We start from the raw sequence: 24,635 nt of genomic DNA on the forward strand, positions 1-24,635 counted from the left end.
GGTGCACAGCCTGCCCGACCCGCGTGCTGTGCCTCAACAGCGCGCCGGCCGCTGGAAGATGCTGCTGGTGCTGGCGATGTGCGCCGCGCCCGTCGTGGCCTCCTACTTCACCTTCTACGTCGTCAAGCCCAGCGGTTCGGCCTATGGCGAGCTGATTGCGCCGGCGGTCGACATGCCCTCCGACCTGCCGCTGACCGACCTCCAGGGCCGCACGGTCACGCCAGCCTCGCTGCGCGGCCAGTGGTTTCTGACGGTGGTCCAGGGCTCCGACTGCCCGGCGGCCTGCGAGCGTCAGCTCTTCGTGCAGCGCCAGCTGCGCGAGATGCTGGGCAAGGAGCGCCCGCGCGTCGACAAGCTCTGGCTCCTCCCCGACACCGGCACGCCGCGCGCCGAGGTGCTGGCCGCCGTTGGCCAGAAGGGCGCCGAAGTCACCGTGCTGCGCGTGCCGGCCGACCGGCTGGCCGCATGGCTCAAGCCGGCCGAGGGCCGCAGCCTGTCGGACCATTTCTTCATCATCGACCCGATGAACCGCTGGATGGAGCGCGCGCCGGCCGAGCCTGAGCCCAAGAAGCTGCAAGCCGACCTCAGCAAGCTGCTGAAGGCCAGCGCCAGCTGGGACACCGCCGGCCGATGAACGACATGCTCCTTCCACTGGGCCAGGTCGCAGCCATCGGCGGCGCGGTCGCGCTCGGCCCGCTGATCTGGTGGCGCCAGCGTTCGCGCAGCGCCACGCCCGCCGGCCGCCTGCGCGCGCTGACGGCGTTGACGCTGTTCCTGACCTTCGACCTCATCGTCTTCGGCGCCTTCACGCGCCTGAGCGATTCCGGCCTGGGCTGCCCGGACTGGCCCGGCTGCTACAGCTCGGCCAGCCCGTTCGGCGCGCGCGAGCATATCGACGCCGCGGAGGCCGCGATGCCGACCGGCCCGGTCACCCATGGCAAGGCCTGGATAGAGATGATCCACCGCTACCTGGCCAGCGGCGTGGGCCTGCTCATCCTCGTCATGACGGTGCTGAGCTGGCGGCTCAAACGCCACGGTCGCGCGCGTGCGCCTTCGGCATGGCTGCCGACGCTGACCCTCGTCTGGGTCTGCGTGCAGGGCGCGTTCGGTGCGCTGACCGTGACGATGAAGCTCTTCCCGGCCATCGTCACGCTGCACCTGCTGTTTGGCATGGGCCTGTTGATGCTGCTGGCCTGGCAGCACGAGGCCTATGAGCCGCGCCCGCTCTCCGTGCCGGCGCAGCTGCGCGCCGCCGTTCTGACGGTGCTCGTGTTGACGCTCCTCCAGGTCGGCCTGGGCGGCTGGGTCAGCACGAACTACGCGGTGTTGGCCTGCGACGAGTTCCCCACCTGCCACGGCGGCCAATGGTGGCCGCAGATGGACTTCGCCCAGGGCTTCCAGCTCTGGCGCGAGCTGGGTCAGCGCGCCGACGGCAGCTGGCTGGGCTTCGAGGCGCTGGCCGCCATCCACATGGCCCACCGCATCGGTGCAGCGGTCGTCTTGTCGGCCATCCTTGCGCTGGCCTGGGCGCTGCGTCGGCGGGCGCCGGGTTGGGCCAAGCTGCTGCTGGCCGGTGCCGGCTGGCAGCTCGCCTCGGGCCTGTCCAATGTTGTGCTCGACTGGCCCATCATCGCGGCCCTGGCCCACACCGCCGGCGCCGCCGTGCTGCTGGCCCTGCTCACCACCTTGTTCGCGCGCCTGCAGAAGGCCTTGCCCTGACCATGTCGACCTCCACCGCCAGTGCCCTGATGCACAGCCCGCGCTGGCAGCAGTTCTACCAGCTGACCAAACCGCGCGTCGTCCAGCTCATCGTCTTCTGCGCCGCCATCGGCATGGCGCTGGCCGTGCCCGGCCTGCCCGACCTGCCACAGGCGCTGACCATGCTGGCCGCCGTCGCCGGCATCTGGCTGGTGGCCGGCGCGGCCGCGGCTTTCAATTGCCTCATCGAGGACGGCATCGACGCGCGCATGAAGCGCACGGCCTGGCGCGCCACCGCCAAGGGCGAACTCAGTCGCACGCAGACGCTGGCGTTCTCCGCGCTGCTGTGCGCGGCCGGTATGGCGCTGTTGGGGGTCTATGTGAACGCGCTGACGATGTGGCTGACGTTTGCCACCTTCGTCGGCTACGCGGTTATCTACACCGTCATCCTGAAGCCGATGACGCCGCAGAACATCGTCATCGGCGGCGCCTCGGGCGCGATGCCGCCGGTGCTCGGCTGGGCTGCGCTGCGCGGCGACCTCGGCCCCGAGCCCTGGCTGCTCTGCCTCATCATCTTCCTGTGGACGCCGCCGCACTTCTGGGCGCTGGCGCTCTACCGCGTCGAGGACTACGCGCGCGCCGGCCTGCCGATGCTGCCCGTCACCCATGGCAACGACTACACGCGGCTGCAGATCCTGCTCTACACCTGGGTGCTGTTCGCCGCCACGCTGCTGCCTTTCCTGAGCGGCATGAGCGGCTGGTTCTACCTGGTCAGCGCTGTTGTGCTGGGCCTGGGTTTCTGCGGCTATGCCTTCCGGCTGTGGCGCGCATATTCGGAGGCGCTGGCAAGGCGGACCTTCTGGTTCTCCATCTGGCACCTGTCGCTGCTGTTCGCAGCCTTGTTGATCGACCACTACCTCCCATGAGCACTCGTCGCTTCGCTGTTGCCGCGCTGGGCGCCCTTGCCTTGTCGGCCTGCCAGAAGGCCGGGCCTGACAAGCTGGCATTCAAGGGCATCGACCTGACCGGCGCCGAGTACGCCAAACAGCTCAACCTGACTGACCAGGACGGCCGTGCGCGGTCCCTCGCCGACTTCAAGGGCAAGGTGCTGGTGGTTTTCTTCGGCTACACGCAATGCCCCGACGTCTGCCCGACGACGATGGCCGAGGTCGCCGAGGTGAAACGCTCGCTGGGCGCTGACGGCGACAAGGTGCAAGGGATCTTCGTCACCGTTGACCCGGAGCGCGACACAGCCGCCTTGCTGAAGGCCTACCTCGCCAGCTTCGACCCCGGCTTCATCGGCCTGCGCGGCAGCGAAGAGCAGACCAAGGCAGTCGCCAAGGAGTTCAAGGTCTTTTACGCCAAGGTACCGGGCAAGACGCCCGACACCTACACGATGGATCACACCGCCGCGAGCTTCATCTTCGATACCGAAGGCCGCGTGCGCGTCTACGCCCGCTACGGTTCGGGCGCGCAGCCGCTGGCAGACGACATCAAGCTGTTGCTGGCTGAACGCAAAGTTTGAGCGGGGTCGGCCTGACCCGCATTCGCCCAAAAGCAAACGGCCCCGCGGGGCCGTTTCTCATGGTGACGCTGAAGTGGAGGTCAGGCGGTAGCGACCTCGGTCAGCGCCTTCTTCATCTTCTTCATCGCCGCCACTTCGATCTGGCGGATGCGTTCGGCCGACACGCCGTACTCCGCCGCCAGCTCGTGCAGCGTCATGCCGCCCGAAGAATCGTCATTCACCTTCAGCCAGCGCTCCTCGACGATGCGGCGGCTGCGCGGGTCCAGCACGTCGAGCGCGCGGTGGATGCCGTCGCCCGCCAGTTCGTCGCGCGAACGCGCCTCGATGACGCGCGTCGGCTCATGGCTTTCGTCGGCCAGATAGGCAATCGGCGCAAAGCTCTCACCGTCGTCGTCCGTCTGCGGCTCAAGAGCCACATCGCCGCCCGACAGGCGCGTTTCCATCTCCAGCACCTCTTCCCGCTTGACGTTCAGCGTGCTGGCGACATGCGCCACTTCGGCGTCGGTCAGCGTGTTGCGGTGCGTGGCAGGGTTGCTCTCGGCGGCCTTGAGCTGATGCTTCATCGAGCGCAGGTTGAAGAACAACTTGCGCTGTGCCTTGGTCGTGGCGACCTTGACCATGCGCCAGTTCTTCAGGATGTACTCGTGGATCTCGGCCTTGATCCAGTGCATGGCGTAGCTCACCAGACGCACGCCTTGGTCCGGGTCGAAGCGCTTGACGGCCTTCATCAGGCCGATGTTGCCTTCCTGGATCAGGTCGCCTTGCGGCAGGCCGTAGCCAACGTACTGGCGGGAGATGGACACCACCAGGCGCAGGTGCGACAACACCATGCGACCGGCAGCTTCCAGGTCGCCCTTGTCACGCAGGCTGCGTGCCGCAGAGTCTTCCTCTTCGGCGGTCAGCAGCGGCAGGCGGTTGACGGCGGAGATGTAGGCGTCCAGATTGCCCAGCGAGGGCACGAGGGCCCAAGGGTCGCGGACGGCAATGACAGAAGAAGCAGACATCGGCTTGAATCCTTGCAAACCGCAGCGCGAAATGCCGCGGTGAGAGGATATTAGCACTCCAATCCATCGAGTGCTAAGGCCGGCGCTGTCGGTGCTGCAACGCAGTGTTTCTAGGGCTGAAACAGTTTGCGGGCGCTAACTTGAGTAGCCGCCCCGCTCAGTCAACCAAGCCGAAATCCGGGCTGCGGATCATCGCCTCGATATCCAGCAGGATCAGCATGCGCTCGCCGAGCTTGCCCAGGCCGGTGATGAAGCGGGCGTCCAGTGCGGCGGGCACCTCGGGACGGGGCTTGATCTGGTCGGCGGTCAGCTCCAGCACGTCGGACACGGAGTCGACGACAACGCCGACGATGCGGCCGCCAACGTTCAGCACGATGACGACGGTGAAGGCGTTGTACTCGCCGGCCTGGCCCAGGCGGAGGCGCAGGTCCAGGATGGGCACGATGACGCCGCGCAGGTTGACGACGCCCTTGACGAAGGCGGGGGCGTTGGCCACACGGGTGGGCGGCTCGTAGGAGCGGATCTCCTGCACGCGCAGGATGTCCAGGCCGTACTCTTCCTCGCCGATGCGGAAGGTCAGGAACTGACGGCCGTTGGTGGATGCCTGGGCCTGCACGGCCTGGCCACCTTGGCTGGGAACGAGGTCTGTGGAGCTCATCGGGCGCTGCTGCGTATTTAGGGCTGGGGACTGGGGGGCTGGGGCTTCATTCTGCCCGCTTGCCCTCCGGGGCCTGTGCCAACAATTCGTCAACCAGGGCGAGCAATTCGCGCACGTCGAGCGGCTTGGTCAGGTAATGCTGCGCGCCTGCAACCTGGGCTGCGGCGATCTGCTCCGGCTGGGCGTTGGCAGACACGACGACGACCGGAGGCAGCGCACGGCCGAGCTCGCGCATGCGGCTCAGCAGGGTCAGCCCGTCACCGTCGGGCAACTGCCAGTCCAGCAGCAGCAGCGCCGGCGGTCGCTGCAGCAGCGCGCGCACGCCGGCCTCGACGGTCGGCGCCACCTCCAGCTCGATGCCGGGGCGCTGGTCCAGGATGCCGCGCATGACCTCGGCATTCAACGGGTTGTCTTCCACATAGAGCAGATGGCGCTGCGGCCCGGCGCGCGGGCCGGTCGGCTCCTCAGGACGCACCTCCTCGTTGACGGGCGCGGTGGCGCTGGCTGCGGGCAGCCGCAGCACGAAGCAGGCGCCCTCGTCGACCGCCTCGGCGCGCAGGCCGCCGTCCATCATCTCCGCCAGGCGCTGGCTGATGACCAGGCCGATGCCGGTGCCCGGCAAACCGCTGCGTTCGCGACCCAGGCGGTTGAACGGCTGGAACAGGCCGGCCCGTTGCTCGTCGCTCAGGCCCATGCCGGTGTCGCGCACGGCGATCTCGACCCAGCCCGGCTCGGGGCTCGCCGCTTCGATGCTGATGCTGCCGCCGGCGCGGTTGTACTTGACCGCGTTGCTGAGCAGGTTGGTCAGGATTTGCGTGACGCGGGTCGGGTCGCCGACGAGGCGCGTGGCGTCGGGGTCGATGCGCTGGCTGACCACCAGCCCGCGCTCCGACGCCAGCCCCTGCAGCAGGGCCAGCGACCGCGCCAGCAGCGGTGGCAGCTCCAGCGCCACCGGCTCCAGTCGCAGCGAGCCGGCCTCGATGCGGGAGAGGTCCAGCGTGTCGTTGATCATCTCCAGCAGATGCCAGCCAGCCTGGGCGATCTGCTGGGCGCGGCTACGCTGGCCCGGCGCCAACGGCTCGCTGGTGTCCATCTGCATCAGCTGCGTGAAGCCGAGGATGGCGTTCATCGGCGTGCGCAGTTCATGGCTCATGCGCGACAGGAACTCGTTCTTCGCCTGGTTGGCCGCGACGGCGGCCTCACGAGCGCGGTCGAGCTCCTCGATGCGCAGCTGGTCGGTGATGTCCTCGACGACGCCGACCAGCCGGTGCGGCCGGCCGTCCGCGCCGCGCAACAGACTGACGAGCACGCGTGCGTGGGCGTGGCTGCCGTCGGGGCGGACATAGCGCTTCAGGCGCCGGTAGAACGGGATTTCGCCGCGCATCAGCCGGCGCGCCAGGCGGATGTCCTCGCGGCGGTCATCGGCATGGGTCACGTCGATGGAGCGCCTGCCGATCAAGTCCTCGGCCGAATAGCCCACCAGTTTGCAGAAGTGCGCGTTGACCTCCTGAAAGCCGCTGTTCAGGTCGGTGAAGGCGATGCCGATGGGCGCTGTCTCGAAGATGCTGCGGAAGCGCTGCTCGCTCTGGCTCAGCGCCCGCTCGCCCAGCGCCCGGTTGGCCACTTCACGCTCCAGCGCCGCCGTGCGCTCGCTCACCAGCGCCTCCACATGTTGGGTGCGGCCCGACATCAGCAGCAGCAGCGCGCCCACCATCGCCGTAGCCACCAGGCCGACGAGGGCAAACGCCCAGCTGCGGCCCGCCGGCTGCAGCAGGCCGGGCAGGTCGTAGACGCGCACCTCCCACTGGCGGCCGCCGAAGTCCAGTGGCAGCTTGACCAGCGGCAGCCCCGTACTGCTGCCGCGCTGCACGGCTTCGCAGCCGAGGCGGCCGCCCAGGCGCGGGAAGGCCGCGCCCGGCTCCAGGTCGACGAGGCAGGCGCCCAGGTGCTCCGGCCACTCCGCCGCCAGGCGCGACAGCAACAGGTCGGGCCGCAGCGTTGCAAAGACGACGCCGTCCAGGGACTGCTGGCTGGGTGCTGCCTGGCCGCGGTACAGCGGCTGGTAGACGACGACGCCGACGGTGGTTTCCTTGTCTTGCGACAGCTGGAAGCCCGCTGACGCCACCGGCCGACCCAGCGGCGCGGCCTTTTCTATGGCGGCGCGCGCACTCGGAATCGCGCGCACATTGACACCCAGCGCGCCGGCATTGCGCGACAGCGGCTCGATGAGGCGGATGGCCAGCATGTCCTCGTCCGTCGGCGGGCGCAGGTCACCCGCGCGCAGCCGGTCCCGAGCCCGGTAGCCACCCGGGAAGGCGTCGGCCGCAGCGGCGGCGTTGAAGCGCTCGACGTCGGCACGGGGCACGCGCAAAGTCAGCCCCAGCGCGATCAGCGAGCTGTCGCCCGTCAGGAAGCCGCTCGTGGCGCGCGCGAACTCTTCGCGCGTGGGCCGCGGCTTGACCTTGACCAGGCCATGCACGCCCTCCAGCGCCAGCAGCGGCTCGCGCAGCCGGCCGGCCAGCGACTGGGCCGCGCTGGTCGCATCACGTGTGAAATCGGCGCGGTTGCGCTGGCGGTCCCATTCCAGCGTCGCGGCCACGCCCAGGCCGACCAGCAAGGTCGTCAGCAGCATCGGCAGGGCCACGCTGAAACGCCGCGACGCCCAAGCGGAGCGCGGCTGGCCGATCAGCGCCAGCGTGATCGGCGTGGCGATCAGCATGCCCATCACGTCGCCCGTCCACCAGACGGTCCACACCAGGCCAGTCTGCGCGGCGGCGATCACGCCGGTGGCCTTCAGCAGCAGCGTCGCGCAAGTCGGGCTGATGACACCGGCCAGGGCGGCGGCCGCCAGATAGGCCAGGATCTCGCGGGGCGAGGCCAGCACCAGCGGCCGGCCGCACCAGCGCCGCAACAGCAGCGTGCCCGCCGCCGCCTGGGCCGCCGCGCCGCAGCCGATGCCGATGCCCAGCAGCAGCGCGCTTTGGCTCATGTCGGCCAGCATGGTGGCCTGCACGACGAAGGAGCCCAGGGCCACCGCCGGCAGATAGCGCAGGCCCCAGACCAGCAGAACGGCCAGGCCCCAGCCGGCGGCCGGGTAGATGGGGGCCACCTCGTAGGGCGGCAGCACCATCAGCAGGCCGAGCCGGCCGAGCAGGTAGTAGACGAGCGTGACGCCCGCCGACAAGGCCAGGTAGCGACCCGCCGCGCGGGCGTCCACAGCGGTCACTGGTGCACCCTTCGGCCTGCGGCCTTGCCCGCCAAGCGGGAGCGAGCTTGCTGGGGGCGACCCGGCGCCGCGCTCATTCGACCTGCGCCTCCCGCAGCGTCTGCACGACCGGCCGTTTCAGCACCCCGCGCAGGCTCCACCAGCCCGCGCTCCAGGCCAGCAGCGCGCCGCAGAGGGCACTGACCACCGGCACCCAGGGCTTGATCTGCCAATCGAACTCGAAGACATAGCGTGCCAGCAGCGCCGCCAGCACCAGTGCCACCCCGCCCGCCAGGAAGCCGGCCAGCGCGCCGACACCCAGCAGCTCGGCGCGCTGCACCTGGGCCAGCAGCGATGACGGCGCGCCCAGCGCCCGCATCAGCGCGAACTCGCGTGTGCGCGCCTCGCGCGTGCTGCCCACGGCGGCCAGCAGCACGACCAAGCCGGTCGCCAGCGTGAAGCTGAACAGGAACTGCACGGCCTGGATGACCTGGTCCAACACGCGCTGCACCTGGTTCAGCTGCGCCGACACGTCGATGACAGTGAGGTTGGGGAACTGTCGGGCCAGCGCACGGTCCAGCTGGCTGTTGACGGGCGTGCGGTAGGCGGCGATCTGCGTGGCCGGCAGGTCGGGCAGGGCGGCGGCCTCGAACAGCACGAAGAAGTTGACCCGCATCGACGACCAGTCCACCTTGCGCAGATTGGTGATGCGGCCCTGCACCGGCTGGCCGGCGATGTCGAAGGCCAGCTGGTCGCCGAGCTTGAGCCCCAGCGTCTGCGCCAGGCCTTCCTCGACGCTCATGCCCATCTCGCCGGGTGCCGCCGAGCCCCAGCGCCCGCTGACGATCTCGTTGTGCACCGGCTGTTCGGCGGTGTGGCTGAGGTTGAACTCGCGCTCGGCCAGGCGCTGGGCACGGTCCTCGGAAAACTGCTTGCCCTGCACGGCCTCGCCATTGATGGCGGTCAGGCGGCCGCGGATCATCGGATACCAGTCGAAGTCCTTCACGCCGGCGTCGACCAGCGTCTGGCGCACGGCCTCGCGCTGGTCCGGCTGGATGTTGATGATGAAGCGGTCCGGCGCGGCGGCCGGCGTGGCCTGACGCCAGCTGTCGATGAGGTCGGTGCGCAGCAGCACCAGCAGAGCCAGCGCCAACAGGCCGACGGCCAGCGACGAGACCTGCATGACGGCGAAGCCTGGCCGCGCCGCGACCTGGCGCGTGGCCAGCAGCAGCCAGCGCGGCACGCCGGCGCCGCTGACATTGGTCGGCACGATGCGGCGCAGCAGCTTGACGGCGACGAACGCCAGCAGCGCGAACAGCAGCATCGCACCGGCAAAGCCGGCCGCTGCGATGGCGCCCAGCTTCACGTCGCCGGCCAGCACGACGAGGATGGCCGCCAGCCCCGCCACGCCCGCGGCCAGTACCAGCACCGAGCCGGCCTTGGGGGCGCCAAGGTCGCGGCGGATGACGCGCAGCGGCGGCACGGCCGCCAGCTGCAGTACTGGCGGCAGGCCGAAGCCCAGCAGCAGCGACAGGCCCAGGCCCAGGCCGAGCAGCGCCGGCCAGATGCTGGGCGCCGGCAGCGCCACATTGATCAGGCCGGCCAGCAACGACACGAAGACCTGGTGCAGGCCCAGGCCGATCAACACGCCGGCCAGGCTGGCAGCCAAGCCGGCGAGCAGGAACTCCAGCCCATAGGCCCAGGCGATGCGCCGCTGCGGCTGGCCCAGCACGCGCAGCATCGCGCAGGCATCCAGGTGGCGTGCCGCAAAGTCGCGCGCGGCCAGCGCCACGGCCACGGCCGCGAGCAGGGCCGACAGCATGGCCACGAGGCGCAGGAAGCGCGCGGCGCGGTCCAGCGTCTGGCGCATTTCGGGGCGGCCGGATTCGAGCGACTCCAGGCGCACGCCGCGCAGCTTGTCCCGTTCGACCAACTCCTCGGCGCCGCTGACGAAACGCTTGACGGCGTCAGCCGTTGCGCCCGGGCCCGGCACCAGGGCCAGCCGGTAGGTGAGCCGGCTGGCCGGTTGCACCAGGCCGGTGGCGGGCAGGTCGGCCTCGGTCAGCATGACGCGTGGCGCGAAGTTGATGAAACCGCCGCCGCGGTCGGGTTCGGTCTCGATAAGGGCGGTCAGCTTGAGGCGGCTGTCGCCGAGCAGCAGCATGTCGCCGAGCTTGAGGCCGAGGGTGTCGGCCACGGCCGGGTCGGCCCAGACCTCGCCGGCGGCCGGTGCGCCGCTGCGCCCCGGCAGGGACTCGCGCAGCGTGATGCGGCCCCGCAGCGGATAGCCCGCGCTGACCGCCTTGACCGACACCAGGCGGCTCTCGCCACCCTGCGCCTCGTCGGCGCGCGCCATGCTCGGGAAGGCCGCGCTGCGCACGGTGGTCAGCTTGAGCTCATTCGCCAGGTCGACGATGGCCTGCGGCGTCGGCTGGTCGCTGGCGACGACGGCGTCACCGCCAAGCAGCTGGGCAGCGTCGCGGCGCAGGCCCTGGTCGAGGCGGTCCGACAGGAAGGCGACCGCGCAAAGTGCCGCGACCGCCAAGGCGACCGCCAGCATCAGCAGGCGCAGTTCGCCGGCCCGCCAATCCCGCAACAGCTGTCGCCAGGCGATCAACAGGGTGGCGGGCGGACGTTGGGCGGCTACAGCAGGGGACGTCATGCGCGCGACTGTAGCCGCGCGCGGCTGCGTCACTGCGTCTCGGTAGCGGCCAGTGTGGCGCGTGCCGCACTGCGCCAAGCCGGCTCGGCGGCGTCCGCCCGCTGCACGGCCCGCTCGGCCGCCGCGCGGGCGCCCGTTCGATCACCGGCGGCCAGCCGCAGCCGCGCGAGGTTGTTCCAGGCCACGGCACTGCCGTGCTGCCGCGCGACGGCCTCGAAGGCGTTGCTGGCGCCGGCCGCGTCATCGGCCGCATGCAGGGTGTTGCCCAGGCCGATGCCGGCAAGCGCGTTGCCCGGCCAGCGCGCCAGCAACGTGCGATAGGCCAGGGCCGCCCGGCCCGGCGGCGCGACACGCTCGAAGCCGACCGCGGCGTCCAGCGCGTCCGCCTCGGTCGCCGTGGCCGGCAGCCGGTCCGGCGGCAACACGGCGATGGCCCAGCGGCCGGCGCGCGCCCACGTGTATTCGAAGGTGCGCAGTGGCAAGGTCTGGCGTCGCGTCGTGCCGCTGCGCAGCACCAGTTCGCGCTGCGCCAGGTCATAGCCCACAACGACCGCGTAATGCCATCGCGGCGCGAAGTCCAGGCCGAGGTTCTGCAACACGATGACGGCATGGCCAGCGGCCACCTCGCGCAGCAGCGCCTGCAGTTCGGGCGGCAGGCGCGTTGCGACAGCGCCCTGGCGGCGCGCGCCGCCGAGCATCTCCAGCTGCAGGCTGCCGGCGCGTGAAGGCAGGAAGACGGCATCGGCCAGCCGGTTCGGGTCGGCGGGCAGGCCGGCGTCGGCCAGCACGGTGGCAAGGGCCGCCGGGCCGCAGTGGTCACGCGTCTGCGCGTAGAACGGCACCTCGTCGCGCTCGGCGGTGAGCGGCAGGTCGGTGGGGCGCTCGGCCAGCAGGGCGGCCGTTTGCGGCGGCGTGAAGAAGGCCGCGCAGCCGCTCAGCAGCAGCGCGGCCAGTGCAGCTGCCAGCCGGGCGATCAACGCACCGAGCGCGTGAACGGGAAGATCTTCGTCAGGCCGAGGATGTCGGTCACCAGCAGGATGATGAAGACCGTGAACAGCACCCCCACGATGTCGGCACTGCCGGCAGGGGCCTCGTCGATCTGCGTGAGCATCTGCTGCGCCTCGGCATCGGTCAGCGCATCGACGCGGGCGCGCATCTCGTCGGTGGACACGCCGCGGGCCTGCAGCATCGCGGCCAGGTCGGCGCGGTCCAGCGCCTCATGCAAGCGGGCATGCGCGGCGCTGCGCTCGGGCTGAAGTGCTGCAGCCGCCTGCTCGGTGCTGATCAGCGCCGTCGGCGCGGCCTGGGCCATGCTGCCAAAGACCAGGGATGCAGCCAGGACCGAGGTGAGGATCTGTCGTGCCTTGTTGTTCATATCGATGTCCTGCCGTTCGGCGGTTGTTGGGGCACGGATGCTAGAGCGCGCCCGCCCTGCGGCGCAACGCTGCGGACAGGTTGCGGCTTCGTCCTACAACGGCTGACCGGCTTGGCCATCACGTAAACTCGCGCCCCATTGCGGGTGTAGTTCAATGGTAGAACTTCAGCTTCCCAAGCTGACTACGTGGGTTCGATTCCCATCACCCGCTCCAAATGCGAGACGGCCCCTTCAAGGGCCGTTCCGCATTTGGAAAGGGTCTTGGGATGAGAACCCACCGGGGTTCGTTCAAGGACAGCCAGTGGCTGTCCTTGAACGTGCCGCAGGCACGGGCCGAGCGCGAGCGAGGCCGAGGAATCGGTCACAGCCGATTCCGCGCATTCCCTTCACCCCCGCCGAACCCGCTCAAGGCTGGCCCTGCCCATCCCGCCCAGCTCCCACAGTACCACCCTCCGTCAAGCCGCCGCCCAAGCCGGAACCGCCGTCGGCTTGCCTTGCCCCCCTGGCTTTTCCGGCCGCATCCCCGGCGCCGCTCCTTCCGCGCGCGTTGCCCGTCGCGGGCCGCAGCGGCCCCTGCCGGGGCACGAGCACATCGGCCGGAACCGCATCAAGGTCCAGCACCTCCCGGATGAAGGTCCGCAGCGACACCACCAGCGCGCCAGTCTCGACGTTGCGACCCGCCACCATGTCGCCGGCAACCTGCGCCGCCAGACGCACCTGCTCAGCCGTGCCAAGCAGGATGACATCGGACAGGGCCGCTTCGACCGCGTCACGCAGGCGCCGGCGCCGCTCGGACCCGGGTGAGTCGATCCCGGGTGTCCCGCGTTCAAGCTGTGCGGTCCGCAGCTCCCGGAGGTGACTCGGGTCGACGCTCAAGTCACCGGTGAATGAGCCGCCAAGCGTTTTGTAGGCCGCGATGAGCGTCTTCAAGCGTTCGTTGATCTGGCGGTTTGCGCGTTCACGCCGCTGCTGCACGGTCTGCATCAGCAGCAAGCGGATGCTGACGGCCACAAGTGACACCACGGCAAGACCGATGAGCGTGGTCAATGCGCCTTCCCAAGAGCTGAAGTCCAGGATGCCTTTCATTTAGAGGGTCCGAGCCTCATGTGCCCATCGCGCGCCAGTCGTTCGCCCCGAACTGCAGCGCCTGTACCCGACACCCGAACCCCGGCCCGACCGGGCTGCAGGCATACACGCCCACGTCGATCTCATCGGGGCAGTCGTGCAGATGCGCGATGCGCAGCTGCTGCCACGTCGTGCCGTTCGCCGAAGACTCGACGCAAAAGTCGGCGCCGCGTCGACTGAGGCGATACCAGAGCCGGTTCAGCGTCGAGTCAACGTCTTGAGTGGCCCAGTCGGAGTAGCCGAGATTCGTCACGACCGAGCCGAGGCGGCTGGGGCCGTCGGGCTCGTATTCCACGGAGGCCTTGATCCAGGTGTCAGCGCTTGCCCGGCACATGACGCCGCATTGGTCGTACTGGGCATTGGGCGTGAACCAGAGCCAGGCGGTCAGGCTGAAGTCGCCCGTCACCGCCACGAAGAAGAAGTGGCCGTTGTCGCGCCTGAAGCCGTAGTGCGTGCGCTGCCAGTAGTCGGTGTCGGGGCGTGTCGTGATTTCGAGGGCGTCGCCCACATGCCAGGCGGCTGGCTCGTTGGACCATCTGAATGGGGCGAGCGTGTCGCTCAGAAGATGCTGGACCATGCGCGGTTGAGAGGGTTGCAGACGCTTGGTCTATTGTCAGCCGTCCACCCAGCTCACACGCCCGCGCCCCGCCGCCTTGGCCAGATACAGCGCCCGATCCGCCGCCTCGACCAGCCCCTGGGCCTGCGTGCCCGCGGCCACACCGAGGCTGATGGTCAGGCAGCCTTCCACGCCCGGATGCGGCAGCGCCTGCGCGCGCACCGTGTCCTCCATCAACTGCGCCACGCCGATGGCGCCGGCCAGGTCGGTGTCGGGCAGCAGGCAGACGAATTCCTCGCCGCCATAGCGCGCCAGCAGGTCGCTGGGCCGGCGCAGGCAGGCGCGCAGGGCGGTGGCAACGCGGCGCAGGCAGTCGTCGCCGGCGAGGTGCCCCAGCGCGTCGTTGTAGCGCTTGAAGTGGTCGACGTCGGCCAGCACGATGGCCAGCGGCGCGCGGGTGCGCTGGGCGCGGCGGGCCTCGGCGACGAAGCGTTCGTCGAAGTGGCGCCGGTTGTGCACGCCGGTCAGGCCGTCGATGAAGGCGAGCTCGCGCAGCAGGTCGGACTGGGCCTTCAGCGTCAGCTGGGTGCGCACCCGGGCACGCACGATGCTGGGATTGAAGGGCTTGGTGATGAAGTCGGCCGCGCCAGCGTCCAGGGCGCGGGTCTCTTCGTCGGGATGGTCCTGCGAGGTGACGAAGATGACGGCGATGGCGCGCAGCAGCGGGTCGGCCTTCATCTCGGCGCACAGCTGGTGGCCGTCCATGCCGGGCATCTGCACGTCCAGCAGCACCAGGTCGGGCTGGCGGTCGCGGCAGAGCTGCAGGGCGCGTGGCCCGTCGGTGGCCATCAGCACCTGGCAGTCGGCCGCGAAGACGCGGTGCAGGGCCTGGATGTTGACGGGCTGGTCGTCGACGATGAGCAGGCGCGGACGGCGGCCGCTGGGTGCATGTCCCGGCTGCAGCGGGCTGCGGTCGGGCAGGGACAGCTGCATCATGGCCGGGCCTCCAGCGTGGCGCGCAGGCGGCGGCACAGCGTCAATGCGGTCGGAAAGTCGAGGGCGGCCATGGCGTCGTCCAGTTCGGCGGCAGGCTCGGCCGGCAGCTGACCGCGCAGAGCCTGATGCGCGTCCAGGGCTTCGAGATCAGCGCCATCCAGCAGCGTGGCGAGCGTATCCAGGCGCTGCGTCAGGCTGCCCGGCGCGGCGGGCTTGTCGGCCTCGGCATGACTGTCGTGCAGGGCCTGGCGGGCAGACAGGTTCGCGGCCAGGCGGTCCAGCGCGGCGAGGTCGACCTGACGGCGTTCGAGAAAGCGGCTGCGCCAGTCGGCATCGGGCTCAGCGGCGTGTTCACCTTCGGCAGCCAGTGCGGCCAGTTCGCCTGCACCCAACATGGCCGCCAAGCCGCGGTAGCCGTGCAGGCCGCGCGTGGCGGTGCGGCCGCCCTCGGCCAGCGCCCGGGCCAGCTTGCGGTCCTGCTCGTGCAACGCGGCGAGCGTGCGCTCGAAGAGTTCGACCCGGCCCGACATGCGCGCCAGCGCCTCGGCCAGCGCGATGCCGGCGCGGCCGGCGTCGGCCAGCAGCGCGGGCGGCAGCGTCGCCGACGCAGCCTTGCCTGGCACCGGCGCGGCGCCGCAGCGGCGCCTGAGCACGGCGACCAGGGTGTCGGGGTCGAAGGGCTTGCCGATGTGCTCGTCCATGCCAGCGTCCAGACAGGCCTGGCGTTCGGTGTCGAGGGCGCCCGCCGTCATCGCGACGACGGGCAGGCTCAGGCCGAGCTGGCGGCGCAGCAGCCGGGTGGCAGTGATGCCGTCCATGACGGGCATCTGCACGTCCATCAGCACGGCGTCGAAGCCGCGCTGGCCGCGCGTTTGCGCCAGCAGCGTCAGCGCCTGCTGGCCATCGCCAGCGAGCGTGACGGCGGCACCTTCGAGTTCAAGCAACTCGCGGGTGACCTGCTGGTTGCCGGGGTTGTCTTCGACGACAAGCAGTTGCAGGCCAGCCAGGCGCTGCTGCGCCGGTTCGGGCGGACAGCCGTCGTTGCTGCGCGCCTGCAGGGCGGCGTCGACGGCCTGGCTGAGCATGGCCGCGGTGACGGGCTTGACCAGAAAGCCGTCGAGCAGGGCCTGCTCGGTGGCGCTGCGCTGCGCCAGATGCTCGCGGTCATGACTGGTGACCATGAGGATCAGCGGGCCGGCGCCGAGCTGCTGGCGCAGGCGCACGGCGGTCTGCCAGCCGTCCATGCCGGGCATGACCCAGTCGAGCAGGATGACCTCAGGCGGCTGCGCTGCGGCCAGCGCCAGGGCCTCGGCGCCGCCGGCGGCCGAGCGGACCTGCCAGCCGAGCGACCCGGCCAGGCTGCCGATGACGCGGCGCGCCTCGGCGTGGTCGTCGACGACGAGGGTTTGTCGCGCTTGAAGCGGTGCCGGTACAGCTTCGTCGGCAGGCAGCGGAAAGCTCAGTGAGAAGCTGAAGCAGCTGCCGCGGCCGGGCGTGCTTTCGACATGGATGTCGCCGCCCATCAGCCGCACCAGGCGGCGGCTGATGGCCAGGCCCAGGCCGGTGCCGCCAAAGCGCCGTGCAGTCGAGGCTTCCGCCTGCGTGAAGCCCGAGAAGATGCGCTTCAACTGGTCGGGCGGGATGCCGATGCCGGTGTCGCGCACGGCAAAGTCCAGCACGACGCCGCTGGCTGTCTGCGAGACGCGGTTGATGCGCAGCACGACCTCACCGGCCTGCGTGAACTTGAGCGCATTGCCGGTCAGGTTGATCAGCACCTGCTGCAGGCGCAGGGCGTCGGCCAGGATGACGGGCGGCAGCGCGGGGTCGAGGTCGAAGAGCAGCTCGATCTCGCGCTTGTCGACGTTGGCGGCAAGGATGACGGAGAGGTCGCGCAGCAATTCGTCGAGCCGCGTGGGGTGCGGGTCCAGCCCGAGCCGGCCGGCCTCGATCTTGGAGAAGTCGAGGATGTCGTTGAGCAGGCCCAGCAGGCCGCGCGCGGCGCCCTCGCTCTTGACGGCATAGTCGCGCTGGCGGGCGTCCAGCGGCGTCTTCTGCAGCAGCCGCAACATGCCGAGCACGGCGTTCATCGGCGTGCGGATCTCGTGGCTCATGTTGGCCAGGAAGTGCGTCTTGGCCTGCGATGCGCGCTCGGCGGCGAGGCGGGCCTGGGCCTGGGGCGTCAGGTCCAGGCAGGTCAGCACCAGGCCCCCGTCGGGCAGTGGCGCGGTGCGGGCTTCGATGAGGCGGCCGCCGGTCCGATACGTTTCCAGGCGATTGGCCCGCTGGTCGCGGCCCAGGGCCAGCGCAGCATCGACCGAGGCGCGAGCCTGGTCGCCCTCGCCATAGTCGCCGCGCGCGGCGAAGAAGAGCACGAGGTCGTCGAAGCGCAGCGGTGGTTCTTCGAACAGCGAGGCCGGGACGTTCAGCAGGCGCTCGAACTCCGCGTTATGCACCAGCAGCCGGCGCTCGGCGTCGAAGACGGCCAGGCCGCATGGCAGGTGGGCGATGACATCGCGGATCAGCGGACTGGCTGCGCCCCCCGGGCCCGACAAGGACGTGCCCGCACCAGGGCCGGGCCGCGGCTCGGCATCAGCGCCACCCTGCATGTCCCATGCCATCGCTCCCCCGAACTGCTGGAGCCCGGCGAGCAATGCCAGGCGCTTCGAGTCTAGGACGGGCTCGCCAGGCGGCTGATGCGGGGTAGCTACAAGGGGTTACAGGTTTGCCCTAGGACCGACTCATTCGCGAACGATGCGGCCCGGCGCGGTCTGCAAGATGGCGTCGGGCGTGTCGCGCAGCATCTGCACGAGCGCGTCGATGTCGGTGCCGAGCACGGCGCGGTCCTTGCCATGCTTGAAACCGGCCTGGTCGTCACCGCCCTCCGACAGGAAGTTGTTGACGACGACGCGGTAGTTGCGTGCCGGGTCAATCGGCTCGCCGTTGATGCGCGGGTTCACCAGTTCGCCCATGCCGCCTGGGCCCTTGCGCCATTGGTAGCGCAGCGTGGACGAAGGTTGCAGCATGCGCGGCGCGGCGTTGCCCTTGGGCAGCTGGCGCTGAAGGATGTCGAGCAGTTGCTGGCCGGTGAGCGTCAGCGCGACCAGTTCGTTGCCGAACGGCTGGATGGCCAGCAGGTCGCTCATCGTCGTGGGCTTGCCGGGCGTGACGATCAGGTCGGTGCGAATGCCACCTGGGTTCATGAAAGCGACGTCGGCCGGGCCCTGCTTGCGCGCAAAGGCGAGCTGGCTGTCGGCAATCAGGTTGCCGAGCGGGGCGTCGCCGTGGGGCTCCTTGGGGAAACGGACTGCACCGTGGGGCAGCGTGGCGACCGGCTTGTTGCGGGTGGCCTCGGTCAGCGCCGCGGCTTGTGCGACGAGCGCGGCCAGTGCGGGGTTGGGCGCGTACACCGACTGCAGCACCGGGTGATTGACGGCCTGGGCGTCGAGCACGCGGCCGCTGGCGTCGAGCTTGAGGCGGCTCTCGGTCACCCAGCCGCCATAGCTGCCGGCCTGGACGACGAGGCGGCCATTGATCTTGCAGGTGTAGGCCTGATGTGTGTGGCCGCCGATGATGACGGCGTAGGCGGGGTCGAGGCGCTTGGCGATGTCATGCACGCGGCCCGTCAGCGTTGGACAGGCATAGGTGGGGTCGTTGGCGCCGGCGTCGCGGCCCTGCACGCCGCCCTCGTGCATGACGGCGACCAGCACCTCTGCGCCCTCGGCCTTGAGCTGGGGTACCAGGGCGTTCAGCGTGTCGACCTCGTCGGCGAAGCGAATGCCCTGGATGGCCCTGGCGACGATGACCTTGGGCGTGTCGCGCGTCGCGACGCCGGCGATGGCGACCTTCCAGCCGCCGGTCTGCTTGATCACGTGGGTCGGCAGCAGCGGCTTGCCAGTGTTGGCGTCCAGCACGTTGGCGCCCAGGAACGGGAACCCCGGACCCTTGTAGCCCGGCCACAGGCAGCCGTTCGCGCCGCATTCGCCGCGCGCCTGACGCAGCAGTTCGGGCAGCCCGGCATCAAGCTCGTGGTTGCCCAGGGCACTGGCCGCGATGCCGAGTTCAGACAAGGCCGCCAGCGTCGGCTCGTCGCGCAACAAATTCGAGATCAGCGGCGACGCGCCGATCAGATCGCCACCGGCAACGAGGAGGGCGTCGGGGTGCTTGGCTTTCAACTGGGCCAGCGCGGTGGCCAGGTGCGCGACACCGCCCGCCGCCTGGGGCTTGACCTCGCCCGTGGCGGGGTCGGGCAAGCGCGGCATCAGTGGCGTCGGCTTGGCCGGCTGGATGTGACCGTGGAAGTCGTTGATGGACAACAAAGTCAACTCGCCGGTCTTGGCCGGCTGCTGCGTGGCGCAGCCGGCCAGCAAGGCGGCCAAGGCAACGGCGCCGAGATGGAAGTAGTGAGTCGAGGCCATGGCAGAGGTCATTTGGGAGGGCGCGATCTTAGAAGTGCGCGCATGCGACCAGTTTGTCGCGGTTTTGCGACAGCGCGGCGACGACGTTCGGGCGTTTACATGCGCAGTTAGGCGCACTAGATTGGTGCAGGGCGGGCCAACATCACGGTAATTTCTCCTGCCGCGGCGAATTAAGTCACCGAACGGAATGCACCCCCGCGGTGCGCCGGCTGGGAGCGGACGTCTAGAAATGGCCACTTCTGACTTACCCGTAAAGTTCTGTCACGGAAAGTCATGACAATTCGCTGATCGTTGCGGCGGCGTCTTCTTGCGCGCTTGCCACGCAACCACGCCCACGTCGCATGACGTTTGCATGACAACTTTCGACACATCAGCCGCGCCGCTGCTGCGCGCACAACAGGAGTGATTGGGATGAGCAACAGGTTTGGGTCCGGATTCCCGCTGTCGGCGCTGTGCGCCGCCGTCGCTATCGTGGCCGCAGCGCCGGTGATGGCGCAGAACACGACGGCCGCCATTGGTGGCCGGGTGCTCGGCTCTGGTGGCGTGCCGGTGGCCGGCGCCACGGTGACCATTCTTCACCGCGAGTCGGGTTCGTCCAGCACGCAGGTGACCGATGCAGATGGCCGCTACTCCGCGCGCGGTCTGCGCGTCGGCGGCCCGTACACCGTCACGATCAGCAAGGGTGCGGACCGTGACGTCCGTGAAGACGTCTACCTGCAGCTCGCCGAAACGACTGCGGTGGACTTCATGCTCGGCGGTAACCAGCTGGCGACCGTCGTCGTGACGGGCAGTGCCTCTGCCAACAGCAAGTTCAGCAGCGACACGATGGGCAGCGGCACCCAGCTGGGTCGCCAGGAACTGGAGGCCTACGCCTCCATCCAGCGCAGCCTGCAGGACTACGCGCGGCTGGACCCTCGCCTGAGCCAAACCGACAAAGAACGGGGCGAGATCTCCGCCGCCGGCCAGAACTCGCGTTTCAACTCCATCACTGTCGACGGCGTGTCGATCAACGACAAGTTCGGCCTGGAGGCCAACAACCTGCCGATGAACAAGCAGCCGATCTCCATCGAGGCGATTCAGGCGGTGCAGATCAACCTGTCGAACTACGACACGACCCAGAGGGGCTACACAGGCGCCAACATCAACGCCGTCACCAAGTCGGGCACCAACGAGTTCAAGGGCAGCGTCTATTACGTCTTCCGCGATGACAGCATGGCGGGAGATCGGTACACCCGCACCAACGGCGGCAGCTACTCCGGCCCACCGGCTTTTAAGGAAGAAACGAAGGGCGCCAACCTGGGCGGTCCCATCATCAAGGACAAGCTGTTCTTCTTCGCCAACTACGAAGAATTGAAGAGCAGCCGCAATGCCCCGAGCTTCGGCCCCAAGGGTAGTTCGCTGACCAACATCGACATTTCCCCCGAGCAGATCAAGGCTGCCCAGGACGCCGGCAAGGTCTACGGCATTGATATCGGCAGCACAGACGTGCCGTCCGACGTCAATCTCACGTCAAAGGACCTGGTGCTGAAGCTGGACTGGAACATCAGCGATTCGCACCGCTTCAACATCCTCTACACGAAGTCGGAGGAGTCGGAGCCGCAGTTCACAACCTTCAGTGCTTCCACGCTGTCGATGTCCTCGCGCTTCTACAGCCAGAACAAGACGCTGGAGAACGTGACCGCTCAGCTGTTCTCGGACTGGACCGACAACTTCAGCACGGAGCTGAAGCTTTCGTCGAGCGACTACACGTCGGCGCCGCAGAACAACAGCAACATGCCGCAGGTCAGCCTGACGTGGACCACGCCGTCGACGATCGGCAACCCCAGCACCTTCCGCACGCTGATCTTCGGTACGGAGAACAGCCGCCACTTCAACAACCTGGCGACGAAGACGCAAAGCGCGTTCTTCGCGGGCACCTACTTCATGGGTGACCATGAGATCAAGTTCGGCTTCGACTACGAGAAGAACGACATCTTCAACGCCTTCTTGCAGAACACCAAGGGCACCTACGTCTTCCAAAGCGCAAACCCGGTGGGCGACTGGCTGGCCGGCACACCGTTCAGCTACACGCTGCAGTTCCCTCTTGCCGGCAAGACGCTGCAGGACGGCGCCGCAAACTGGACATTGAACACGCTGGGCGTTTTCCTGCAAGACACCTGGAAGGTCAATCGCAACCTGAACGTGACTGGCGGCGTCCGTGTCGAGCGGGTCGACACGCCGGATGCGCCCATTGCCAACCCGACCGCCAGCACGCTGTTCGGTCGCAGCAACACCAACGTGCTGAACGGTACGCAGCTTGTTCAACCGCGCGTGGGCTTCAACTGGAAGCTGGACCTGTTCGACAAGAAGAAGTCGCAGGTGCGTGGTGGCGCGGGCTTGTTCCAGGGCGGTGCCATGAACGTGTGGCTGACCAACCCGTTCCAGGGTACTGGTATGGCCACGGTCAACCTGTCGTGCGCCAGCGGTGGCAGCAACCCCTGCCCGACCACGCTGAAGTACTCGGCGAACCCCGACGCACAGCCTAACGTGCAGGGCACGACGCCCGCGGCCAAGGTCGACTTCATCGATCCCGATGTGAAGCAGCCCTCGGTCTGGAAAGCCAACCTGGCCTTCGACACCGAATTGCCTTGGTACAACCTGACCTTCGGTGTGGACTGGCTGCATACCAAGGTCAAGGACGCCATTTACTACAAGTCCCTGAACCTCGGCGCGCCTACCCGAACGGCGCCGGACGGCCGCAACATGTTCTGGAACGCGTCGGGTGTGAACCCTCTGTGCTGGGCTGCGGGCAGCACCACTGTTGCATGCCCGACCGGCACACCCGCCGCGCGTTTCCAGGACGGAGCCAACCGTGCTTATGTGACCGAGCCGACCAGCCACATCACCTCGGTGGCGCGTACGACCAAGGGTGGCGGCAATGCCGTGACGCTGTCGCTGTCGCAGCAGGTCTCTCCAGCGTTGAGCTGGAACCTTGCCTATACCCGCACGTCGGCCACGGAAGTCAGCCCGCTGACCTCGTCGACCGCGCATTCGAACTTCCGCGGCACCGCGGTCTTCAATCCGAACGAGGACGTTGCATCTGACTCGTCCTACCTGATCCGTGAGCGCGTCAACGCCGGCGTCAACTTCAGCAAGGCCTTCTTCGGCAAGTACAAGACCACCTTCGGCGCCTTCTACGAAGGCCGCGACGGCAAGCCCTACAGCTGGACCTATGGCAGCGACTACAACGGTGACGGCATCGCCGGCAATGACCTGATGTACGTTCCCAAAGCCCCGGGTTCGGGCGAGGTGCTGTTCCGCTTGCAGGGTACGGGCAGCAGCAACACGGTGGCCAACTCGTCGGCCGCCGCTGAAACGCTGTTCTGGAGCATCGTCGAGGGTGACGCGGGTCTGAGCAAGTACAAGGGCCGTGTGGTGCCGCGCAATTCGGCGCGTTCCAAGTTCAGCAACACCATCGACGTGCGCCTGAGCCAGGAAGTGCCCGGCTTCTTCTCCGGACACAAGGGCATCATCTCGCTGGACATCCTGAACTTCGGCAACCTGGTCAACAAGCGCTACGGCCGCATTGACGAAATCACCTTCACCAGCAACGGCGGCAACCGTCGCGCCTTCGTCAACACCGCTGGCATCGACCCCACCACCGGCAAGACCATCTACGCCGTCGGTACGCCGTTCGACTACGTCACCAAGAACAACAAGGGCGAGTCGGCCTGGGCCATGCAAGTCACGGCCAAGTACGAGTTTTAAGCACCGAGCAAGAAAGACAGGGCCGCCTCATCGGCCCCGTCAATGCAAGGGGGCCCCACAAGGGCCCCCTTTTTTGGTGCGGTCCCCTATTTCTGAATGTCGCCCAGGCAGATGTACTTCACCTCGACATAGTCCTCGATGCCTTGGCGAGCGCCCTCACGGCCCAGGCCGGATTGCTTGACGCCGCCGAACGGCACCTCGGCGGTCGAGATCAGCCCGGTGTTGACGCCCACCATGCCGTACTCCAGCGCCTCGCTGACGCGGAAGATGCGGCCGATGTCGCGGCTGTAGAAGTAGCTGGCCAGGCCGAACTCGGTGGCGTTGGCCAGCTGGACGGCATCGGCCTCGGTCTGGAACTTGAACACCGGCGCCACCGGGCCGAAGGTTTCCTCGCGCGAGCACAGCATCTGCGGCGTCGCGTCGGCCAGCAGCGTGGGCTCGAAGAAATGGCCGACGCCGCCTTCGACGCGCTTGCCGCCGGCCAACAGCTTGGCGCCGAGCGCGATGGCATCCGCGACGTGGGTCTCGACCTTCTGCAGCGCCGCTTCGTCGATCAGCGGGCCGACGTTGACGCCACTCTCGAAGCCGTTGCCCGTCTTCAGCGTCGCCACCTTGGCCGCCAGCTTGTCCAGGAAGGCGTCGTAGACACCCGCCTGCACATAGATGCGGTTGGCGCAGACGCAGGTCTGGCCGGCGTTGCGGTATTTGCTGGCCAGCGCGCCATCCACCGCCGAATCCAGGTCGGCGTCGTCGAAGACGATGAAGGGCGCATTGCCGCCCAGCTCCAGGCTGAGCTTCTTGACGGTCTGCGCGCACTGCCGCATCAGGATGCGGCCGACTTCGGTGGAGCCAGTGAAGGACAGGTGGCGCACGACGTCGCTCTCGCACAGCACCTGGCCGATCTCGATGGACTGCTGCGAATCAGCGGTCAGCACGTTCAGCACGCCGGCGGGCATGCCGGCGCGCTGGGCCAGCTCCGCGGCGGCGAGCGCCGTCAGCGGCGTCGCCTCGGCGGGCTTGATGATGACGGTGCAGCCGGCGGCCAGGGCCGGTGCGACCTTGCGCGTGATCATCGCCAGCGGGAAGTTCCAGGGCGTGATGGCCGCGCAGACGCCGACCGCCTGCTTGATGACCAGGTAGCGCTTGGTCGGGTCGGTCGTCGGGATGGTTTCGCCGTAGACGCGCTTGCCTTCCTCGGCAAACCAGTCGAGAAAACTCGCGCCGTAGATGACCTCGCCGCGTGCCTCGGCCAGGGGCTTGCCCTGCTCGGCCGTCATCAGCCGCGCCAGGTCGTCGGCGTGCTTGACCAGCAGCTGCTGCCAGCGCACCAGCACCGCAGCCCGCTCCTTGGCGGGCTTGGCGCGCCAGGCGTTCAGCGCGTTGGCGGCGGCAGCGATTGCTTCTTGGGCGTCCGCACGGCCAAGATTGGGCACCTGGGCCAGCTCGCGGCGGGTGGCAGGGTCGGTCACGGCAAAGCTGGTGCTGCCGCCCACCCATTCGCCATTGATCAGCGCCTGGCTGCGCAACAGGCCGGGGTCGTCCAGTGCATCCAGCGGGGAATTCGCGTCCATCGGGGCTCTCCAGTCGAATTGCCCGGCACTCTAACGCTGGCCAGCCATGCCCCCTCCCTACAATCGCCCCTCTTTGTCACCGACCATTTCACCCAGGA

17 protein-coding genes and 1 tRNA gene are annotated in these 24,635 nt (G+C 68.8%); 6 read left to right on the forward strand and 12 right to left on the reverse strand.

What is annotated here, in order from left to right:
* Nucleotide 1 precedes the first annotated feature (1 nt).
* From ASC81_RS04240 to ASC81_RS04255, 4 genes are read left to right on the forward strand one after another with little or no spacing between them, the layout of a single operon-like run.
* Complete coding sequence (locus tag ASC81_RS04240) at nucleotides 2-634, forward strand: hypothetical protein (protein WP_156391726.1); 633 nt, start codon at nucleotides 2-4, stop codon at nucleotides 632-634.
* Entirely contained in the window at nucleotides 631-1,719 is a 1,089-nt protein-coding gene (locus ASC81_RS04245; protein WP_056263095.1) for a heme A synthase, read from the forward strand. The genes ASC81_RS04240 and ASC81_RS04245 overlap by 4 nt, the downstream gene beginning before the upstream one ends.
* 2 nt (nucleotides 1,720-1,721) lie before the next feature.
* Nucleotides 1,722-2,624 (forward strand): heme o synthase, encoded by a 903-nt coding sequence (gene cyoE, locus ASC81_RS04250; protein WP_056263098.1) that lies wholly within the window; start codon nucleotides 1,722-1,724, stop codon nucleotides 2,622-2,624.
* Nucleotides 2,621-3,223, forward strand: coding sequence for an SCO family protein (locus tag ASC81_RS04255; RefSeq protein ID WP_082536243.1), 603 nt, complete (start codon nucleotides 2,621-2,623; stop codon nucleotides 3,221-3,223). The genes cyoE and ASC81_RS04255 overlap by 4 nt, the downstream gene beginning before the upstream one ends.
* Before the next feature lie 80 nt (nucleotides 3,224-3,303).
* Here the strand turns inward: ASC81_RS04255 and rpoH are convergent, their stop codons facing one another.
* The 6 genes from rpoH to ASC81_RS04285 all read right to left on the reverse strand — a co-directional run bounded on the left by rpoH (nucleotide 3,304) and on the right by ASC81_RS04285 (nucleotide 12,127).
* Nucleotides 3,304-4,227 (reverse strand): RNA polymerase sigma factor RpoH, encoded by a 924-nt coding sequence (gene rpoH / locus ASC81_RS04260; RefSeq protein ID WP_056263100.1) that lies wholly within the window; start codon nucleotides 4,225-4,227, stop codon nucleotides 3,304-3,306.
* Between the two features lie 157 nt (nucleotides 4,228-4,384).
* Nucleotides 4,385-4,885 carry a chemotaxis protein CheW gene (locus ASC81_RS04265; protein ID WP_056263103.1) on the reverse strand — a complete coding sequence of 167 codons (501 nt, stop codon included), beginning with the start codon at nucleotides 4,883-4,885 and terminating at the stop codon, nucleotides 4,385-4,387.
* Between the two features lie 46 nt (nucleotides 4,886-4,931).
* Nucleotides 4,932-8,111, reverse strand: coding sequence for a CHASE domain-containing protein (locus tag ASC81_RS04270; protein WP_056263105.1), 3,180 nt, complete (start codon nucleotides 8,109-8,111; stop codon nucleotides 4,932-4,934).
* 73 nt (nucleotides 8,112-8,184) lie between these two features.
* Nucleotides 8,185-10,752, reverse strand: coding sequence for an ABC transporter permease (locus ASC81_RS04275; RefSeq protein WP_056264313.1), 2,568 nt, complete (start codon nucleotides 10,750-10,752; stop codon nucleotides 8,185-8,187).
* 29 nt (nucleotides 10,753-10,781) lie between these two features.
* Nucleotides 10,782-11,729 carry a PA2778 family cysteine peptidase gene (locus ASC81_RS04280; protein ID WP_056263108.1) on the reverse strand — a complete coding sequence of 316 codons (948 nt, stop codon included), beginning with the start codon at nucleotides 11,727-11,729 and terminating at the stop codon, nucleotides 10,782-10,784.
* The gene (locus ASC81_RS04285) at nucleotides 11,726-12,127 is read right to left on the reverse strand and encodes a PA2779 family protein (RefSeq protein WP_056263111.1); all 402 of its coding nucleotides are present in this window, start codon (nucleotides 12,125-12,127) and stop codon (nucleotides 11,726-11,728) included. Before ASC81_RS04285 ends, ASC81_RS04280 begins: the two co-directional genes overlap by 4 nt.
* Nucleotides 12,128-12,267: 140 nt before the next feature.
* On the opposite strand from ASC81_RS04285, the gene ASC81_RS04290 reads away from it, so the two are divergent.
* Nucleotides 12,268-12,341 (forward strand) — tRNA-Gly (locus ASC81_RS04290).
* 191 nt (nucleotides 12,342-12,532) lie between these two features.
* Here the strand turns inward: ASC81_RS04290 and ASC81_RS04295 are convergent.
* From ASC81_RS04295 to ASC81_RS04315, 5 genes are all read right to left on the reverse strand, one after another.
* Entirely contained in the window at nucleotides 12,533-13,213 is a 681-nt protein-coding gene (locus tag ASC81_RS04295) for a hypothetical protein (protein WP_056263115.1), read from the reverse strand.
* 16 nt (nucleotides 13,214-13,229) lie between these two features.
* Nucleotides 13,230-13,829, reverse strand: a complete 600-nt coding sequence (locus ASC81_RS04300) for a DUF1349 domain-containing protein (RefSeq protein WP_056263116.1) — start codon at nucleotides 13,827-13,829, stop codon at nucleotides 13,230-13,232.
* Between the two features lie 36 nt (nucleotides 13,830-13,865).
* On the reverse strand, nucleotides 13,866-14,804 hold the full coding sequence (locus ASC81_RS04305; RefSeq protein WP_369820836.1) for a diguanylate cyclase: 939 nt from the start codon (nucleotides 14,802-14,804) through the stop codon (nucleotides 13,866-13,868).
* Nucleotides 14,801-17,422 (reverse strand): response regulator, encoded by a 2,622-nt coding sequence (locus tag ASC81_RS04310; protein WP_056263119.1) that lies wholly within the window; start codon nucleotides 17,420-17,422, stop codon nucleotides 14,801-14,803. Before ASC81_RS04310 ends, ASC81_RS04305 begins: the two co-directional genes overlap by 4 nt.
* Nucleotides 17,423-17,542: 120 nt before the next feature.
* Nucleotides 17,543-19,219 carry a bifunctional UDP-sugar hydrolase/5'-nucleotidase gene (locus ASC81_RS04315; RefSeq protein WP_056263121.1) on the reverse strand — a complete coding sequence of 559 codons (1,677 nt, stop codon included), beginning with the start codon at nucleotides 19,217-19,219 and terminating at the stop codon, nucleotides 17,543-17,545.
* 411 nt (nucleotides 19,220-19,630) lie between these two features.
* Here ASC81_RS04315 and ASC81_RS04320 point away from each other — a divergent pair, with 411 nt between their 5' ends.
* A complete protein-coding gene (locus ASC81_RS04320) occupies nucleotides 19,631-22,966 on the forward strand; it encodes a carboxypeptidase regulatory-like domain-containing protein (protein ID WP_056263123.1) in 3,336 nt (1,111 codons plus the stop codon).
* An 86-nt stretch (nucleotides 22,967-23,052) separates the two neighbouring features.
* Here the strand turns inward: ASC81_RS04320 and ASC81_RS04325 are convergent, their stop codons facing one another.
* Nucleotides 23,053-24,537, reverse strand: coding sequence for an NAD-dependent succinate-semialdehyde dehydrogenase (locus tag ASC81_RS04325; protein WP_056263126.1), 1,485 nt, complete (start codon nucleotides 24,535-24,537; stop codon nucleotides 23,053-23,055).
* Nucleotides 24,538-24,635 lie beyond the last annotated feature (98 nt).

This window comes from Pelomonas sp. Root405 (genome assembly GCF_001425165.1).
Classification (GTDB): domain Bacteria; phylum Pseudomonadota; class Gammaproteobacteria; order Burkholderiales; family Burkholderiaceae_C; genus Pelomonas.

Coding starts and splice junctions, on each gene's coding strand:
- ASC81_RS04245 (WP_056263095.1), top strand. CDS start 631: ATGAACGACATGCTCCTTCCACTGGGCCAGGTCGCAGCCATCGGCGGC.
- cyoE (WP_056263098.1), top strand. CDS start 1,722: ATGTCGACCTCCACCGCCAGTGCCCTGATGCACAGCCCGCGCTGGCAG.
- ASC81_RS04255 (WP_082536243.1), top strand. CDS start 2,621: ATGAGCACTCGTCGCTTCGCTGTTGCCGCGCTGGGCGCCCTTGCCTTG.
- rpoH (WP_056263100.1), bottom strand. CDS start 4,227: ATGTCTGCTTCTTCTGTCATTGCCGTCCGCGACCCTTGGGCCCTCGTG.
- ASC81_RS04265 (WP_056263103.1), bottom strand. CDS start 4,885: ATGAGCTCCACAGACCTCGTTCCCAGCCAAGGTGGCCAGGCCGTGCAG.
- ASC81_RS04275 (WP_056264313.1), bottom strand. CDS start 10,752: ATGACGTCCCCTGCTGTAGCCGCCCAACGTCCGCCCGCCACCCTGTTG.
- ASC81_RS04285 (WP_056263111.1), bottom strand. CDS start 12,127: ATGAACAACAAGGCACGACAGATCCTCACCTCGGTCCTGGCTGCATCC.
- ASC81_RS04295 (WP_056263115.1), bottom strand. CDS start 13,213: ATGAAAGGCATCCTGGACTTCAGCTCTTGGGAAGGCGCATTGACCACG.
- ASC81_RS04300 (WP_056263116.1), bottom strand. CDS start 13,829: ATGGTCCAGCATCTTCTGAGCGACACGCTCGCCCCATTCAGATGGTCC.
- ASC81_RS04305 (WP_369820836.1), bottom strand. CDS start 14,804: ATGATGCAGCTGTCCCTGCCCGACCGCAGCCCGCTGCAGCCGGGACAT.
- ASC81_RS04310 (WP_056263119.1), bottom strand. CDS start 17,422: ATGGCATGGGACATGCAGGGTGGCGCTGATGCCGAGCCGCGGCCCGGC.
- ASC81_RS04315 (WP_056263121.1), bottom strand. CDS start 19,219: ATGGCCTCGACTCACTACTTCCATCTCGGCGCCGTTGCCTTGGCCGCC.
- ASC81_RS04320 (WP_056263123.1), top strand. CDS start 19,631: ATGAGCAACAGGTTTGGGTCCGGATTCCCGCTGTCGGCGCTGTGCGCC.
- ASC81_RS04325 (WP_056263126.1), bottom strand. CDS start 24,537: ATGGACGCGAATTCCCCGCTGGATGCACTGGACGACCCCGGCCTGTTG.